9 protein-coding genes are annotated in these 15,321 nt (G+C 72.3%); 7 read left to right on the top strand and 2 right to left on the bottom strand.

What is annotated here, in order from left to right; translation table 11 throughout:
- Positions 1 to 19 precede the first annotated feature (19 nt).
- Positions 20 to 3,751, top strand: coding sequence for a thiol reductant ABC exporter subunit CydD (gene cydD / locus FNH21_RS10255; RefSeq protein WP_152814844.1), 3,732 nt, complete (start codon positions 20 to 22; stop codon positions 3,749 to 3,751).
- Positions 3,752 to 3,908: 157 nt separating this feature from the next.
- Positions 3,909 to 4,958: a GNAT family N-acetyltransferase gene (locus FNH21_RS10250; protein ID WP_152814841.1), complete on the top strand. Its 1,050-nt coding sequence runs from the start codon at positions 3,909 to 3,911 to the stop codon at positions 4,956 to 4,958.
- A gap of 71 nt (positions 4,959 to 5,029) precedes the next feature.
- On the opposite strand, the gene FNH21_RS10245 is transcribed toward FNH21_RS10250, so the two are convergent.
- Positions 5,030 to 7,648 carry a DNA gyrase/topoisomerase IV subunit A gene (locus FNH21_RS10245; RefSeq protein ID WP_152814838.1) on the bottom strand — a complete coding sequence of 873 codons (2,619 nt, stop codon included), beginning with the start codon at positions 7,646 to 7,648 and terminating at the stop codon, positions 5,030 to 5,032.
- A 125-nt stretch (positions 7,649 to 7,773) separates the two neighbouring features.
- Between FNH21_RS10245 and FNH21_RS10240 the strand changes: the two genes are divergently transcribed.
- The 4 genes from FNH21_RS10240 to FNH21_RS10225 are packed head-to-tail and all read left to right on the top strand — an operon-like array spanning position 7,774 to position 13,377.
- Positions 7,774 to 10,629 carry a bifunctional acetate--CoA ligase family protein/GNAT family N-acetyltransferase gene (locus FNH21_RS10240; protein ID WP_152814835.1) on the top strand — a complete coding sequence of 952 codons (2,856 nt, stop codon included), beginning with the start codon at positions 7,774 to 7,776 and terminating at the stop codon, positions 10,627 to 10,629.
- A 47-nt stretch (positions 10,630 to 10,676) separates the two neighbouring features.
- On the top strand, positions 10,677 to 11,354 hold the full coding sequence (locus FNH21_RS10235; RefSeq protein WP_152814833.1) for a DUF5998 family protein: 678 nt from the start codon (positions 10,677 to 10,679) through the stop codon (positions 11,352 to 11,354).
- A gap of 6 nt (positions 11,355 to 11,360) precedes the next feature.
- A complete protein-coding gene (locus FNH21_RS10230) occupies positions 11,361 to 12,563 on the top strand; it encodes an alkaline phosphatase family protein (protein ID WP_152814831.1) in 1,203 nt (400 codons plus the stop codon).
- Entirely contained in the window at positions 12,556 to 13,377 is an 822-nt protein-coding gene (locus tag FNH21_RS10225; RefSeq protein WP_152814828.1) for a thymidine kinase, read from the top strand. Before FNH21_RS10230 ends, FNH21_RS10225 begins: the two co-directional genes overlap by 8 nt.
- A 74-nt stretch (positions 13,378 to 13,451) precedes the next feature.
- On the opposite strand, the gene sepH is transcribed toward FNH21_RS10225, so the two are convergent.
- Entirely contained in the window at positions 13,452 to 14,804 is a 1,353-nt protein-coding gene (sepH, locus tag FNH21_RS10220) for a septation protein SepH (RefSeq protein ID WP_152814825.1), read from the bottom strand.
- A gap of 189 nt (positions 14,805 to 14,993) precedes the next feature.
- On the opposite strand from sepH, the gene FNH21_RS10215 reads away from it, so the two are divergent.
- Positions 14,994 to 15,317 (top strand): DUF4193 family protein, encoded by a 324-nt coding sequence (locus FNH21_RS10215; RefSeq protein ID WP_152814822.1) that lies wholly within the window; start codon positions 14,994 to 14,996, stop codon positions 15,315 to 15,317.
- The last annotated feature ends 4 nt before the right edge of the window (positions 15,318 to 15,321 follow it).

Genomic DNA, 15,321 nt, shown 5'->3' with positions numbered 1-15,321 from the left:
CGGAGCCATCAGGACCGTCATGCGCGACTCCACGCCGACCGCGGACGTCCCCGCCGGCGACCTGTCGGAGGCGACCGCTGCGTCGGCGCCCGCCCCGCGGAGGTCCCCTGTCGCCTCCCTGAGGGCGGGCGGACCGGCCGGTGCGGCCGGATCGACGACGGCGGTCTATCTCCTCGGTGTCCTCGCCGCAGCACGCGCGCTCGGCCTGGTCCTCATGGCGCAGGCACTCTCTGTCGGCATCGCCTCCGTCGCCGCAGGCGACCTCGAGGTGGAGGCCGTCCTCGTCCAGGGCGTCGCCGGCGCGATCCTCCGGACCGTGGCGGCCTGGGGACAGGACGCCACCGCCGCCCGGCTGGCCCTCGGAGTCCGCGAGCGGCTCCGCGAGGCGGCGCTGCTGCGCGTGCTCGGCGACGGGGGGACCACCCGGGCGGGCAACGGCGGCACCGGCCAGGGCTCCCTCGCCGTGCTGCTCACACGCGGCCTCGACGGGCTCGACGCGTACTACACGCAGTACCTGCCATCGCTCATCACCTGCACCGTCGTGCCACTCCTCGTCGGCGCGCGGATCCTCGCCGCGGACTGGGTGAGCGCACTCATCATCGTCCTCACCGTCCCCCTCGTGCCGGTGTTCATGGTGCTCATCGGCCTGCACACGCAGGAGCGGACGCAGCAGGCCGCCACGGCGCTAGGACGGCTCTCCGACCACCTCCTGGAACTGGCCCGGGGGCTGCCGGTGCTCGTGGGCCTCGGCCGCGCGGGCGAGCAGACCAGGGCGCTGCGCGAGATCGCTGCCGAGTATTCGTCGCGCACCATGACGACCCTCCGGACCGTCTTCCTGTCCTCGCTGGCCCTCGAACTGATCAGCACCATCTCGGTCGCCGTCGTCGCCGTCTTCGCGGGGGTGCGCCTCATCCACGGGGACCTCGGGCTCGAGACCGCCCTGATCGCCCTGATCCTCGCGCCCGAGTGCTACGGGCCCCTGCGCGACGTCGGAGCCGCGCACCACGCGAGCGAGGACGGGGAGGAGAGCGGCGCCCGCGTGCGCGCCGTGATCGACGCCCAGCCGACGACAGCCGGTGCGGGAACGGTCCGATCGGCGGTGGCCGACCCGGTGACCGCCAGGCTGGCGGGCGTGACGGTCAGGTACGACGGCGTCGTCCCGCCCGTCGTGGCGAACGTGTCCTTCCGGCTCGAGCGGGGAACGGTCACCGCACTCAGGGGACCGAGCGGGACCGGTAAGTCGACGCTCATGCGCGCCCTGGCAGGCGGGGCCGCGGTGCCCGCGGGGCTGCACGTGGAGGGGACGATCACGGCACCGGCGGATGGTGCGGTGGCGTGGGTCCCGCAGCATCCGGAGCTGATCGCCCCGACGGTGCGGGCCGAACTCGCGCTGTACGGGCGGACGGAGGAGGACGATCCCGCGATCACCGAGGTGCTCGCAGGCGTGGGCGCGGCGGACCTCGTCGACCGTCGGACGGGCGAGCTCAGTCCCGGCGAGCTGCGGCGCGTCGCCGTCGCCCGGGCCCTCCTGCGCGCGCAGGACCCCGCCGTAGGGTTGCTCCTCCTCGACGAGCCGACCGCGCACGTCGACGAGGGCTCCTCCGCAGCGATCCGCGCCGCGATCGCGATGCGTCGGCCGGGGCTGACGGTCCTACTGATCGCGCACGATGACGCCACCGCGGCCATCGCCGACACGCAGGTCCACCTGGGGGCCGCGGCCGGCGCCCGGGCCGCCACGAGTGCGTCGGCCATGGGTGTGCCGATCGCTGACGCGCCTGACGCGCCTGACGGGACCGCGCCACGGGCGACGGCGGTCGTATCGTCGCCCACCCCGTCCGCCACGTCATTCGGCACCTCGACCGGCAGCCCGACCAGCGTCTCGACGGATACCCCGACCGGCAGCCCGACCGCCGCCCCGACCGGCAGCCCGACCGGCGCATCGGCGCCGGCCGCCGTACGCGCTTCGTCCCGCACGACCCAACGCACAGCGGAGCGCACGACGGGACGGATGACGGGACGGGCGGCGGGCGATCCCTCTGCGGACGCGTCCGCCGGCGTCCCTGGGGCGCGACCGTCCGTCTCCGGGTGGCTCCACTCCGCGCGTCACGTGCTGGTCGTCGTGAAGCCGTGGGACCGGCGCTTCGTCGCCGCGACACTCCTCGGTCTCGGATCCGCCGTGTTCGCGGTCGCTCTGACCGCACTCAGCGGGTGGCTGATCGTCCGCGCATCGGAACAGCCGCCCATCCTCTACCTGCTCACGGCGATCGTCGGCGTGCGGTTCTTCGGCATCGGCCGGTCGCTCCTGCGCTACGAGGAGCGGCTCTGGCTCCATCGCGCGGTCTTCCACCGGGCGGACGAGACGCGGCTCCGCCTGTGGACAGGCCTCCTCCGCGCCGGGCAGTCCTGGCGGACCCTGGCCCGCGGCTCCGGCGGGATCGAGCGGCTCGTCGGCGACATCGACGAACTGAGGGACCTCTCCGCACGGGCGCTGTCACCCTTCCTCACGGCAGTCCTCACCGGTGCGGCCGCCCTGGTGACGACTGCCGTCCTGCATCCCGCCTCCCTGGGCTGGCAGATGCTCGCCGTGGGCGGAGCCGTCGTCGTCGCGCCCGTGGTCGCGGTCCTCAGGGAACGGGCCGCGGGCGCTGCGGCCGTGCAGCTGAGGGCGGATGCCCTCGGACGGGTCGCGCGACTGCTGCGGGCCGCACCCGATCTCCGCGTCAACGGTGTCCATGGTGCCGCGCTGCTGGCGACACGACGGACGGAGTCGCTGCTCGCCCGCGCGGCGCACCGTTCCGCAGCCGCAGCCGGGGTGTCGACCGCGGTGGTGGTCGCCGCGTGCTCCGCCGCCGCTCTGGGCATCCTCGTCACGGCGGAGGGACTGCCGGCCGACGTCACGGCCGTCCTCGTCCTCATGCAACTCGCCCTGATCGAGCCGTTCGCGGCCGGTACCTCGGCCGTCCGGCACTGGGGTCCCCTCGCCGCCGTGGTGGGGAGGCTCCGGCCGTTGCTGGACTCGGCGCCGGCGGGACGCGACGACGGCCGACCGGACCTGCAGGATGACGTCCCCGCCTCGACGCTCGCCCTCGAGGACGCCTCGATCGGGTACGTACCCGGGGAGCCCGTGGTCACCGGCGTGGACCTCACGCTCGTCCCGGGTCGGTGGACGGGTCTCACCGGCCCCTCAGGGAGCGGCAAGTCGACCGTCCTCGGTGCACTCCTCGGCTTCCTGCCCCTGGATACGGGACGGCTCCTCGTCGACGGCCGGTCCGCCCGGCCCTCGACGAGGCGGCGGGTCGCCTGGTGTCCGCAGGAGAGCCACCTGTTCACCTCCACCCTCCGGGCGAACCTGCAGCTCGCCCGGAGGCCCGGGGATCCCGCGACGCAGGAGGAGCTCCTCGAGGTGGTCCGGGCGGTGGGCCTGGCGGAGCTGGTGGACGGCCTCGAGGACGGCCTCGACGCCCAGGTGGGCTCCGGCGGGTCGCGCCTCTCGGGCGGGCAGCGTCAGCGGGTCGCCGTCGCGCGTGCCCTGCTCACGCGGTCCCGCGTCGTGCTCCTCGACGAGCCGACCGCGCATCTGGACCGTGACGGTGCCCGCGCGCTGCTCACCGACCTGCGCCGTGGCCTGCCGCACACCGCCGTGCTCCTCGTGACGCACGATCCCGCCGAGGCGGCGACCTGCGACGACGTCGTGGTCCTCGGTGCGGCGGGCGAGCCGGCCCAGGCCGCGGCACCACACGTCCGCCCCTGACGTGGCGCGGTGGAACCGGCTGTCGTGCCCGACCCGCCCGCGCCGCACTGCACCCGGGCACGCGCGTCCCGAGCCCCGGACTCCGCCGCGCCCGGACACCACCCGGAGGCGGACGGATCTCCAGCGGAGCCGATGGACCCTGCAATACGCTGGCATCATGACGCGCGAGACTTCATCACCGGACATCGGGCCCACCTCCGACCACCTGGAGGACGTCCTGCCGCTGCCCCCTGTGCTGCAGTGGCGACCGCTGGCCTACGCGGACATCGACCGCTGGCTGGCGCTCGTCAAGCGGATCGCCGTCGAGGACCAGCCGGACTGGGTGGAGCAGCGTGCCGATCTCGAGCAGGCCCTCAGGGCGTCGAAGAACGACCCGCGGCGGGACACCCTCGCCGGCTTCGACGGCGACGGCGTCCTCCGCGCGTTCGGCCGCGTGTCGATGAACGCCGGCTCGTCACTCGTGCACGGCGCGGGTGGCGTGGATCCGGCCTGGCGCCGGCGGGGGATCGGCGGAGCGGTCCTCGCGTGGCAGGCACGACGTGCAGCGGAACGCGTGCGGGAGACCGGCCGGACCGACGGTATCTTCCGCAACTATGTCGAGGAGCGGAACCCCTCGCACCTGGCGCTGATGACGGCGAGCCGGAGCACGATCGTCCGGTACTTCACCGAGATGACGCGCCCACTCGATCAACCCATCCCCGATCTGCCGTTCCCCGCCGAGCTGGAGCTGGTGACGTTCGCGGACGGCGCGGACCGCAACATCGCGGAACGGGTGCGCCTCGCCCACAACGACGCCTTCCAGGACCACTGGGGGAGTGAGCCCCGGGACCAGGAGTCATGGCAGTTCACGGTCAGCCATCCGGAGTTCCGCGACGACTGGAGTCTCGGCCTGGTGGACCCCCTCACCGGGGAGGTGGTGGCCTACCAGCTGGCGAGCTTCGACCCGGATTCGCCGGAGCTGCTCGGCCATTCCGAGGGCTACACCGATCTGCTGGGCGTCCGGCGGAAGTGGCGGGGACGGGGACTCGCCCCGGCCCTTCTCGCCGAGGCGATGCGGCGCTACCGCGCGGCGGGCATGGACAATGCCGGCCTCGGTGTCGACACGGAGAACCCGTCCGGTGCGCTCGGCCTGTACGAGCGCATGGGATTCGTCCCCACACAGCGCTCCATCGTCTTCGATCTGCCCCTCGACCCAGCGATCGACTGACCCTTCCGGGCATCCACGGGACGCCACGCCGCTCCGGGAGGGAAGGAGGTCGCCGGTCCGGCCCCGACGGCCTAGAGCAGCGTGCCCTGCGCGTCGTCGTCCGGGGGTCGAGCAGCTGGACCGTCGAGCACCCCGACCGTTGCCGGAGCACCCTCGCTCACGGGCTGAACCTTCCCGACCGGAGCCTCCGCTCCCGGTCGCCCGGACTCGAGGAGTCCTGCCAGCGCCGGACCGACCGCATCGATCTGCTGCGTGAGGGGCACGCCCGAGCCGTCCCGGCGTCCGTGCTCGGTGGGAAGCGCCCGAGCCACGCCGTTCGCGGACGCGGCCCTCGCCGGACCGTGCCCGGCCCAGGCCAGGGAGAGCGACTCCTCACCACGGAGGAAGCGGTGGGCCCGCACGCCGGCGGTCGCACGTCCCTTGACCGGGTACTCGGCGAACTCCGTGACCTTGGCCGACCCGGCTGACGTCCCCGGCAGCGCATCCCCCGCAGCGGTGACCGTCACCACGACGGCCTGATCGTCGGCGGACGCGACGGCACCGAAGTGCAGCACGGTGTCACCGGCCCCCAGCTTGATGCCTGCCATCCCGCCGGCGGTCCTGCCCTGCGGCCGCACGGCCGACGCCGGGAAGCGCAGGAGCTGGGCCGTGCGGGTGACGAAGACGAGGTCGTCCTGGTCCGACGCGGACGCGACGCCCACCACGGCGTCCTTCGGCTTCAGCGAGATGACCTCCCAGTCGTCCCTGTTCAGCGGATAGTCCGGCTGCACGCGCTTCACCACGCCCTGCGCCGTGCCGAGAGCCACCACGCCGTTGAGGGGGGCGAGTCCGACCAGGCGCTCCCCGCGCTCGAGGGTGATGAACTCCGTCGACGGCACGCCGCCCGCGAGATTCGGCACTCCGGCGGTCGGCGGGAGGGCCGGCATGTCCATCACCTGCAGGCGGATCATGCGACCCGCCGACGTCACCGCGCCCACCTCACCGCGGGCCGTGGACGGCAGCACGGAGCGGAAGGCGTCGTGCTTGATGCGCTGGCCGTCGGCGAGAGGCTCACGGTCCGACGTCCGGGCGAGCTGACCCGAGGCCGAGAGCAGGACCCAGCAGGGATCGTCGGCGATCTCGAGCGGCATGACGGCCTTCGCCCCCTTGCCCGCGGGAGCGGGCAGGCTGGACCCCTTGAGCGGGGCGGCCGCCTCGGACTCGAGGAGGACCGTGCGGCGCGGTGTCGCGAACTGCTCGGACAGTGCCGCGAGCTCTTCGGAGACGAGCGTCCGGAGGCGGTCCTCCGACCCGAGGATCGCCTCCAGCTCGGCGATCTCGAGGCGCAGCTGCTCCTGCTCCTTCTCGAGCTCGATGCGCGAGTAGCGCGTGAGCTGGCGCAGGCGCAGTTCGAGGATGTAGTTGGCCTGGATCTCGGTGAGGTCGTAGATGGCCATCAGGCGCTCGCGCGCGGCGGAGGACTCGTCGGACGAGCGGATGATCTGGATGACCTCGTCGATGTCCACGATGGCGACGAGCAGGCCCTCCACGAGGTGCAGGCGGTCGCGCTTGCGCTGCAGCCGGTAGGAGGTGCGACGGCGGACCACGAGGACGCGGTGCGCTACATAGACCTGCAGCAGCTCCACGAGCCCCAGGGTGCGGGGCTGTCCGTCGACGAGCGCCACGTTGTTGATGCCGAAGGAATCCTCCATGGGGGTGAACCGGTACAGCTGCGCGAGGACGGCATTCGGGTTGAACCCGTTCTTGAGCTCGATCACGAGCCGCAGCCCGTGCTTCCGGTCGGTGAGGTCGACGATGTCCGAGATGCCCTGCAGCTTCTTGGCGGTCACGGCGTCCTTGATGCGCTCGATGACCTTCTCCGGCCCGACCGTGTAGGGCAGCTCGGTCACCACGAGGCCCGTCCGCCGGGCGGAGAGCTGCTCCACCTTGACCGTCGCCCGGGTCTTGAAGGAGCCGCGGCCGCTCGCGTAGGCGTCGCGCACGCCGTCGAGCCCGACGATCTTGCCGCCGCTCGGGAGGTCCGGTCCGGGGATGAACCGCATGAGGTCCTCGAGCGGTGCATCGGGGTTCGCGATCAGGTGACGCGCGGCGGCGACCACCTCGCCGAGGTTGTGCGGCGGCATGTTCGTCGCCATGCCCACCGCGATCCCGCTCGCACCGTTGACGAGGAGGTTGGGGAAGGCCGCCGGAAGCACTTCGGGCTGTTCGAGCGAGTTGTCGTAGTTGGGGATGAAGTCGACGACGTCCTCGTCGAGGTGGTTCGTCATGGTCAGGGCCGCCGCTGCGAGGCGGGCTTCCGTGTAGCGCGCAGCCGCCGGTCCGTCGTCGAGCGACCCGAAGTTGCCGTGCCCGTCGATGAGGGGCAGTCGCAGGGAGAAGTCCTGGGCCATGCGGACCATGGCGTCGTAGATGGCGCTGTCACCGTGCGGGTGGAGCTTCCCCATGACCTCGCCCACCACGCGGGCGGATTTCACATGGCCGCGGTCGGGACGCAGGCCCATGTCGGACATCATGTAGAGGATGCGCCGCTGCACGGGCTTGAGCCCGTCGCGAGCGTCCGGCAGGGCGCGCGAATAGATGACCGAGTACGCGTACTCGAGGAAGGACTCCTCCATCTCGGCTTCGACGTCGACGTCGATGATTTTCTCGGTGAAATCCTCCGGCGGAGCGGGGGTCTGGCGCCTGGCCATGTGCGGCTGTTCCTCAACGGTTCGGGTGGTGATGACGTGGTGGTGAGCCTGCGTCCACCCCGCGGCGCGGCTCCGGTGACGGCCGGACCTGCGACACCGCAGGGGATGCCGACTACCCTGAGTCTATGGTGGCCGACGGACAATACCCGGAATATTGGGAGGCTGATGTCATCCTGCGCGACGGTGGCACCGCGCATCTGCGGCCCATCTCGCCGACGGACGCCGATGCGGTCCAGGCCTTCCACGTCCGCCAGTCCCAGGCATCGATCTACCTCCGCTTCTTCACCTACAAGGCGAAGCTGAGCGCCAAGGAGCTGACACGCTTCACCGAGGTGGACCACCGGGACCGCGTGGCGTTCGTCATCACGCGGGGTGCGGACATCATCGGGATCGGCCGGTACGACCGCCTCGACGATCCCCTCGAGGCGGAGGTGGCCTTCAACGTCTCCGACCACCACCAGGGCCGCGGCGTGGGGTCGATCCTCCTCGAGCACCTCGCGGTGGCCGCGCGCGAGAACGGGATCCGGCGGTTCTCCGCCGAGGTGCTCCCCGAGAACCGGAAGATGATCACGGTCTTCGCCGAGGCGGGCTACGAGGTGGAGCGCCACTTCGACGACGGCGTGGTGATGCTCAGCTTCGACATCGACCCCACGCGGAAGTCGCAGGCCGTGATGGAGGCGAGGGAGCACCGCGCGGAGGCAAGGAGCATGGCCGAGCTCCTGACGCCGTCGTCGGTCGCCGTCGTCGGCGCGAGCCGTGAGTGGGGGACGGTGGGCCACGCGCTGCTGGAGCACCTCGTGGACGGCGGGTTCACGGGCCGCATCCACGCGGTCAATCCCGAGGCCTTCGAGCTCGGCGGCATGATCTCGTACGCCTCCCTCGCCGAGGTGCCCGAGCAGGTCGACCTCGCGGTGATCGCCGTGCCCCACGAGGAGGTCGACGCCGTCGTCGACGACTGCGCGCGTGCCGGCGTGAAGGGCCTCCTGGTGGTGACCGCGGGCTACGCCGACGACGCCGGTGAGGGCATGGTGCGGCAGCGCGCCCTCGTGCACAGGGCGCGGGCCCATGGCATGCGGGTCGTGGGACCGGCGTCCCTCGGCCTGGTGAACACCGATCCCCTGGTGCGCCTCAACGCGTCGATGGCACCCGACCTGCCGGAGCGGGGGGCCCTCTCCCTCTTCAGCCAGTCGGCGGGACTCGGGGTCCTCCTCTACGCCAGTGCGCACCGCCGCGGCCTCGGCGTCTCCTCCGTCATCTCGGCGGGCAACCGCGCCGACGTGTCCGGCAACGACGCGATGCAGTTCTGGGAGGACGATCCCTCCACACGCGCTGTGGGGCTCTACTTCGAGTCGATCGGCAACCCGAGGAAGTTCTCGAGGATCGCCCGGAGACTCGCCCGAACGAAACCCGTGATCGTGGCGAAGTCCGACGTCACCGGCCTCCAGCTCCCGCCCGGGCACGCCGTGCGGACCAGCCAGGCGCCGCCGGGGGCACTCGACTCGATGCTCCGGCAGTCCGGCGTGATGCGCGTCGAGACCACGGAGCAGCTGATGGACATCGCGCAGATCGTCGCCAGCCAGCCGCTGCCCGGGGGAAGCGGGATCGCCGTCTTCAGCAACTCCTCCGCGCTCGGCAAGGTCGTGGCGGACGGCGTCGTGTCGCAGGGCATGACGGTCGCCCGCCTCCGGACCGACCTCCAGCTCGACGCCGGTCAGTCCGTCGCCCTCCCTGCCCTCGCCTCGGCGGTCGACAGTGCCCTCGCCGATCCGGCCGTCCACGCGGCGGTCGTGACGACCCTGCCGGCTCGCGGGCTCACCGCCGAGTCCGTCGCCGCCTGCCTGCAGCGGTGCGCGGAGTCCGCGGGCAAGCCGGTCATCGCCTCCTTCACCGGCATCCTCGACGCCGCCCTGCAGCTCGACGGGCTCGTCACCGCCGCGTCGGCGGGCGGCGTGAGCCCGGCTCCGCCGGACGCAACGCCGGAGGGCCACGGGAAGGGAGGCGTGCAGGAGGACGCAGCGCACGACGGGTCCGCACCCGCGGGACCGTCGGGAGCGCCTGCGGAATCTGTCACGACGGCGGCCGATGGGCAGGCCTCGACGCCGCTGGCGCTCCCGCTGCAGCGCGGACTGCCCTGCTTCACAAGTCCCGGTGCGGCCCTCGCCGCCCTCGGCGCCGTCGTCCGGTATGCGCGATGGCGCGCACGGGACCACGGCGAGTTCCTCGACCCGGAGGGGGTCGACGTCGACGCGGCAGCCGCTGTCCTCGCGACGGCGCGGACGCGGGTCGCCGACGTCGAGCTGACGCGCCTCACCGGCGGGGAGTGCGTCGCGCTCATGGCCGCCTACGGCATCCGCCTGCTGCCGTCGGCGCGGTTCACCACGGCCGAGGAGGCCGTCGCCGAGGCGACACGCCTGGGCTGGCCCGTCGCCCTGAAGACGATGGACGAACACCTGCGGCACCGCCTCGACCTCGGTGGGGTGCGCCTGAGCATCGACGATGCCGCCTCGCTCCGGCGCAACATCGCCCAGATGGAACGTGTCCTGGCCCCGTTCGGGAGCTTCGGCATGGAGGTGCAATCCATGGCGCCGGCGGGACAGGCCTGCAGCATCCGCGCCATCGAGGACCCCCTCATGGGACCGGTGGTGTCCTTCGGTCTCGCGGGCGACGCCGTCAACCTCCTCGACGACTGGGCGCACGCCGTCCCTCCGCTGAGCACGGTGGACGCCGCCGACCTGGTGCGTTCCCCCCGTGCGAGCCGCAAGCTGTTCGGGTACCAGGGCCTGCCGCCGGCCGACGTCCCCGCGATCGAGGACCTGCTGGCCCGGGTCGCGCTGCTGAAGGACAACCACCCCGAGATCGCCCGGCTCGACCTCAACCCGGTGCTCGTCGCGACCTCCGGGCTGACCGTCCTGAGCGCCGCGATCGACGTCGGGAACCCGCAGCGGCGCACCGACAGCGCGCGCCGCGCCATGCGGGACTGACGCCGCCGGGTTAGGCGCTGGACGGCCCGGTGGGGGAAACTGGGAGCATGACCCCATCGCCCTCCGCCACGTGGCGCGACCTCGATGCGTCCCTCGAGCGGGCAGGTTTCTACCCCCGACTCGTGGCCGACGTGGTGCACGATGCCCTCGACGGGCGTGAACCCCTGTCCCATGTCGCGCATCTCGAGACCCACTTCGAACGGACCGAGGTGCACCGGCACATCACGGTGCTCGTGCTGACCGAGGACATGCTGGTCATCACGCACGTGGACGACCAGCAGCTCGACGACGCCGGCGAACGGGTCACGGCGCAGATCTCCACGGAGTCCGTGCCCGTCAGCCAGATCCGCTCGGTGGTCCTGAGCTACCTCTACGCGCAGCCCCAGGACTACAAGCCCAGCGACCAGACGCGCGAGGTGACCCTCGCCATCGCCTGGTCCGGCGCCCAGCGCCTCGACATCGGTCCGGCGAGCTGCGGGGACCCCCAGTGCGACGCCGACCACGGCTTCACGGGGACGGTTGCCCAGGAGGACATCGTGCTGCGCGTCAGCGCCGAGGCGGACGGTGCGCAGGCGGTGCAGAACGCGAAGGCGTTCGCCCGCGCCCTGCGCAAGGTCAACACGGCAAGCCCCGTGGGTGGCGGGTACTTCGCCGGTCCGGACGTGGCGCCGCGTCGCCAGCCGGGCTTCGGCGCCCGGTTCACCCGGGCCCACCACCAGCGGTAGCGGCCCATGCCCCGACAGCACAGGGAGCCACTCCCGGCCCCGCCCGCCTACGGCGTGTCCACCGTCTCCGAGGTGATGACGAGTGCGGCCGCCGCGCTCGGCGTCGACGGCTTCACCAACGCCCTCGCCCTGCCCGCCGCACGCCGGATCGCGGTGGTCATGGTCGACGGACTCGGGATGACGCTGCTGCGCAGGTATGCCGCGCACGCCCCGTTCCTCCGCGAGGGCCTCGGGACCGCGAGGACCCTGTCCTCCGCGTTCCCCTCGACCACCGCAGCCTCCCTCGCCGGCCTCGGGACGGGCCTCGCCCCGGGGCAGCACGGCATGGTCGGCTACGACGTCCTGGACCCCGACCAGGGCAGGGTGGTGAACATGCTGGGCCGGTGGGACCCCGCAGTCGATCCGCTGGCCTGGCAACCCCACCGCACCGTCTTCGAGCGCGTCGCCGAGCACCTCCCGATGGTGACCGTGAGCCAGCCCCGCTTCGCCGACTCGCCCATGACGCGCGCCGCGCTGCGCGGGGGGCGTTTCGTGGGAGCGAACACGATCCACGCGCGCATCGATGCAGCCGCGACGGAGCTCGCCGCCGCTCCACGGGTGCTCGTCTACTTCTACGTCAACGACCTCGACAAGGCCGGCCACCGGTACGGGATCGACTCGCCGCAGTGGATCACCGCGCTCGAGGACCTCGACGCCGCCCTGAAGCTGCTCGCACGCCGCGTCCCGTCGGACACGCTGCTGCTGCTGACCGCCGACCACGGGATGGTGGATGTGGTGCGCTCGCAGCGGATCGACTACTCCGAGCGCCCGGACCTGCTCGACGGCGTCGCCCACACGGGCGGTGAGGCCCGGATGCTGCACCTGTACCTCGAGCCGGCCCTCGGCGCCGCGGAGCGCGAGCTCCTCGCGGAGCGCTGGCAGGAGGCGTTCGGCAACCGGGCCTGGATCCTGACCCGCCAGGAAGCGGTGGCGCACGGGTACTTCGGCGAGGTGAGCGACGTCGTCCTGCCGAGGATCGGGGACCTGCTCGTGCTCGCAAGGGAGGGGATCGCCCTCGTGGACGGGCGGCGGTCGCAGCCCGCGGCGTTCGAGATGGTGGGCCAGCACGGTTCGCTCACCAGGGCGGAGCGCGAGATCCCGCTCCTGACCCTTGCGACACCGGCGGGCGGCCGGCGCCGCGGGCGGAGGACGGGCACGGAGCATGGCTGAGCTGCTGTTCTTCTCGGGCACCATGGACTGCGGGAAATCGACCCTCGCACTGCAGATGGACCACAACCACAAGGCCCGCGGCCGACGCGGGGTGCTGTTCAGCTCCCACGACCGTGCGGGGGAGTCGATGATCTCGAGCCGGCTCGGCCTGCAGGTACCCGCCGTCGAGGTCTTTTCGGACACGGACTTCTGGACGGACCTGACCGCGCGCCAGACCATGGGAGCGCGGATCGACTACGTGATCTGCGACGAGGCGCAGTTCTACTCCACGGAGCAGATCGATCAGCTCGCGCGCGTCGTCGACGAGATGGGCATCGACGTCTTCGGCTTCGGCATCACCTCGGACTTCCGGACCCGCCTGTTCCCGGGGTCGCAGCGGCTCATCGAGCTGGCGGACCGCGTGCAGGTCCTGCAGGTCGAGGCCCTGTGCTGGTGCGGGAAGCGGGCCACGCACAACGCCCGCACCATCGACGGCGTCATGGTGGTCGAGGGGGACCAGATGGTGGTGGGGGACGTGGACCAGCCCGACGACGCCGGTCCAGGCCCGCAGCCCACCGACGCGGCCGGGCAGGCATCCGGTGGGTGGGAGGACGCGTCCGCCGGACCGGCGGACACGACGGGACCTGCGCCCCGTGGAGCGACCGTCGGCTACGAGACGCTGTGCCGGAGGCACCACATGCGGCAGCAGACCTCGCGCACGTCGCCCTCGCTGTACGTCAACCAGGTGCCCCTGCCGTTCGAGCAGGGCCCGACGACGGAACCGGATGCGGGCGAGGCCCGGACGCTCTCCGGCCAGGAATCGGTGCAGGCCTGACCCGACGCCGTGCAGGGCTGGGCCGGGCGGATCCGCCCGTCATGCGTGCCGGACGGGCGGTGTCCGGGCTGGTCCTAGTCGCCCTTGCGGCCGAACACGATGTCATCCCAGCTCGGGACACTCGACCGCTTCGGCTTGGCCTTCCGCTCGGGTACGGGCTCGGTACCGTCCGTTGCGTCCTTCTGGCTGCTCCTCTCGGCCTCCCGACCCGCCTGCTGACCCGACGTCCGGGCTGCGTCCCGGGCGCTCCGCGCGGGGCGGGCCGAGGCGTCGTCGGACGGGGGCTTCGGGGGAGCGGGCGGCTGCAGCCGGCGCGAGGGCTGCGCGAAGATGCTGATCTCGCGTGTCTCGGTGCTGACCCCGTCGTAGAGGCGCGGCGTCCCGTCCTCGTGGTACGCCGTGGCGTCGTCGGACTCGTCCGGGAGGTCCCCTCCGGCCCTCGGCGCGAGTGCCAGACCGGGGATGAGGGTGTCGCGTTCCTGCGCGGTGTCCCCGGACGGATCGTCGACGGGACCGTCGGGCGCCTCACCGTCGCGCGGGTGGGCCGCGGGGATGCTGCCGCGGGTGAGGAGTTCGGCGAGGGCGTCGTCACCGTCCTCGTCCGCCCCGAGACGCTGGCCCCGTCGCGAGCGCAGCACGTCGAGCAGCCCGTCCTGGTCCGTCTCGGTCGCCTCTGGTGCCTCCTCCTCCTTCTCCGCCTCGAAGTCGAACACGCGGTCGGCGACGGCGCTCAGCCGCCGCGAGGGCAGGGGACCGTCGAGCGGCTCGAGCTCACTGAGCACCTGCGCCCACCGGTTGCCGTTCGCCACGGTCTTCCGCGTGGGGTTGTACGTCCAGTGCGCCGGGGGTTGCTCGCCGAGATCGACCGCGAAGTCCTCGGGCAGGTCGAAGGAGGCCTCGACGTGCCAGGACCCGTCCTGCAGGCGCCAGGAATCCCACTCGAGAGAGCCCGGATCGATTCCGTAGCTCTGGACGCGGTAGGACACCATGTCGCCGAGCAGCGCGGGAGCGTCGCCGAAGGCGGAGCGGTAGCCGTCGTGGCTGGGCAGGGGCGAGGCCACCTCCACGCGCTGGGCGAGGTAGGCGACGTAGTCCCGCTCGGCACGCACGGGGCCTTCGTAGCGTCGGACGTGCGCCAGGTCGAGATCGGACTCGGCGACGACCTGCTCCGCCGTCGCCCCGGCACGGATCCGTGCCTGGATGTCACGGGGCGTGAGATGCACGGGCGCCTTGGCCGCCTTCTGGCGTGGGGGCTGCCGGAGGTCCTGCGGAGGGGTGGAGGCCGGCGTGGCCGTCTCCTCCGACGCGCCCGTGCTCGCAGTGCGCAGTGCGTCATCGATGGGCAGTCTGAAGGACGTACCCGTCTCACCGCTCAGGAGCAGATGTCCGCCATCCTCATGGACACCCACCAGGCGTAACTCCTGCATCAATTCCTCCAGCCGAGAATAATCACTAGGTGAAACTTTGCCACTGAATGGCGGCCTTTCCTACTACGCGGTGAGGCGTGGCGGGGCACACGTCCACGAGCGGGCACAAATCCGGGGGTCCCGGCGTTGTGGCTGCCGAGGGGACACCGCTGGGGAAGGACCCGACCGATGGAGCGTGGGAGAACAGGTATGCCGATGGATGACGACACGCCGCGCACGACGACGGCGAACGACGGCGGGACCGGGGCCGTGGGTGCTGCAGCTCAGCTGCTCGTGGGTCGCACGGGAGACCGGCGAGGAGTGGGTGATGTGCTGATCGACGAGGACGAGCTGGCGGCCGCTGATGCGTTCGACCTGCCGGGTGCGGATCTCTCGAGCGAGGAGATCTCGGTCCAGATCCTCGCGGCCCAGGCCGACGAGTTCACCTGTGCCTCGTGTTTCCTGGTGCGCCACCGGTCGCAGATCGCCGTCGACCGCGGAGGCCGGCTGTACTGCGTGGACTGCGAGGGCTGACCGG

Origin of the sequence: Arthrobacter bussei, from assembly GCF_009377195.2 — a bacterium.
Classification (GTDB): Bacteria; Actinomycetota; Actinomycetes; order Actinomycetales; family Micrococcaceae; genus Arthrobacter_D; species Arthrobacter_D bussei.
This window is presented reverse-complemented; position numbering and strand designations above follow the sequence as displayed.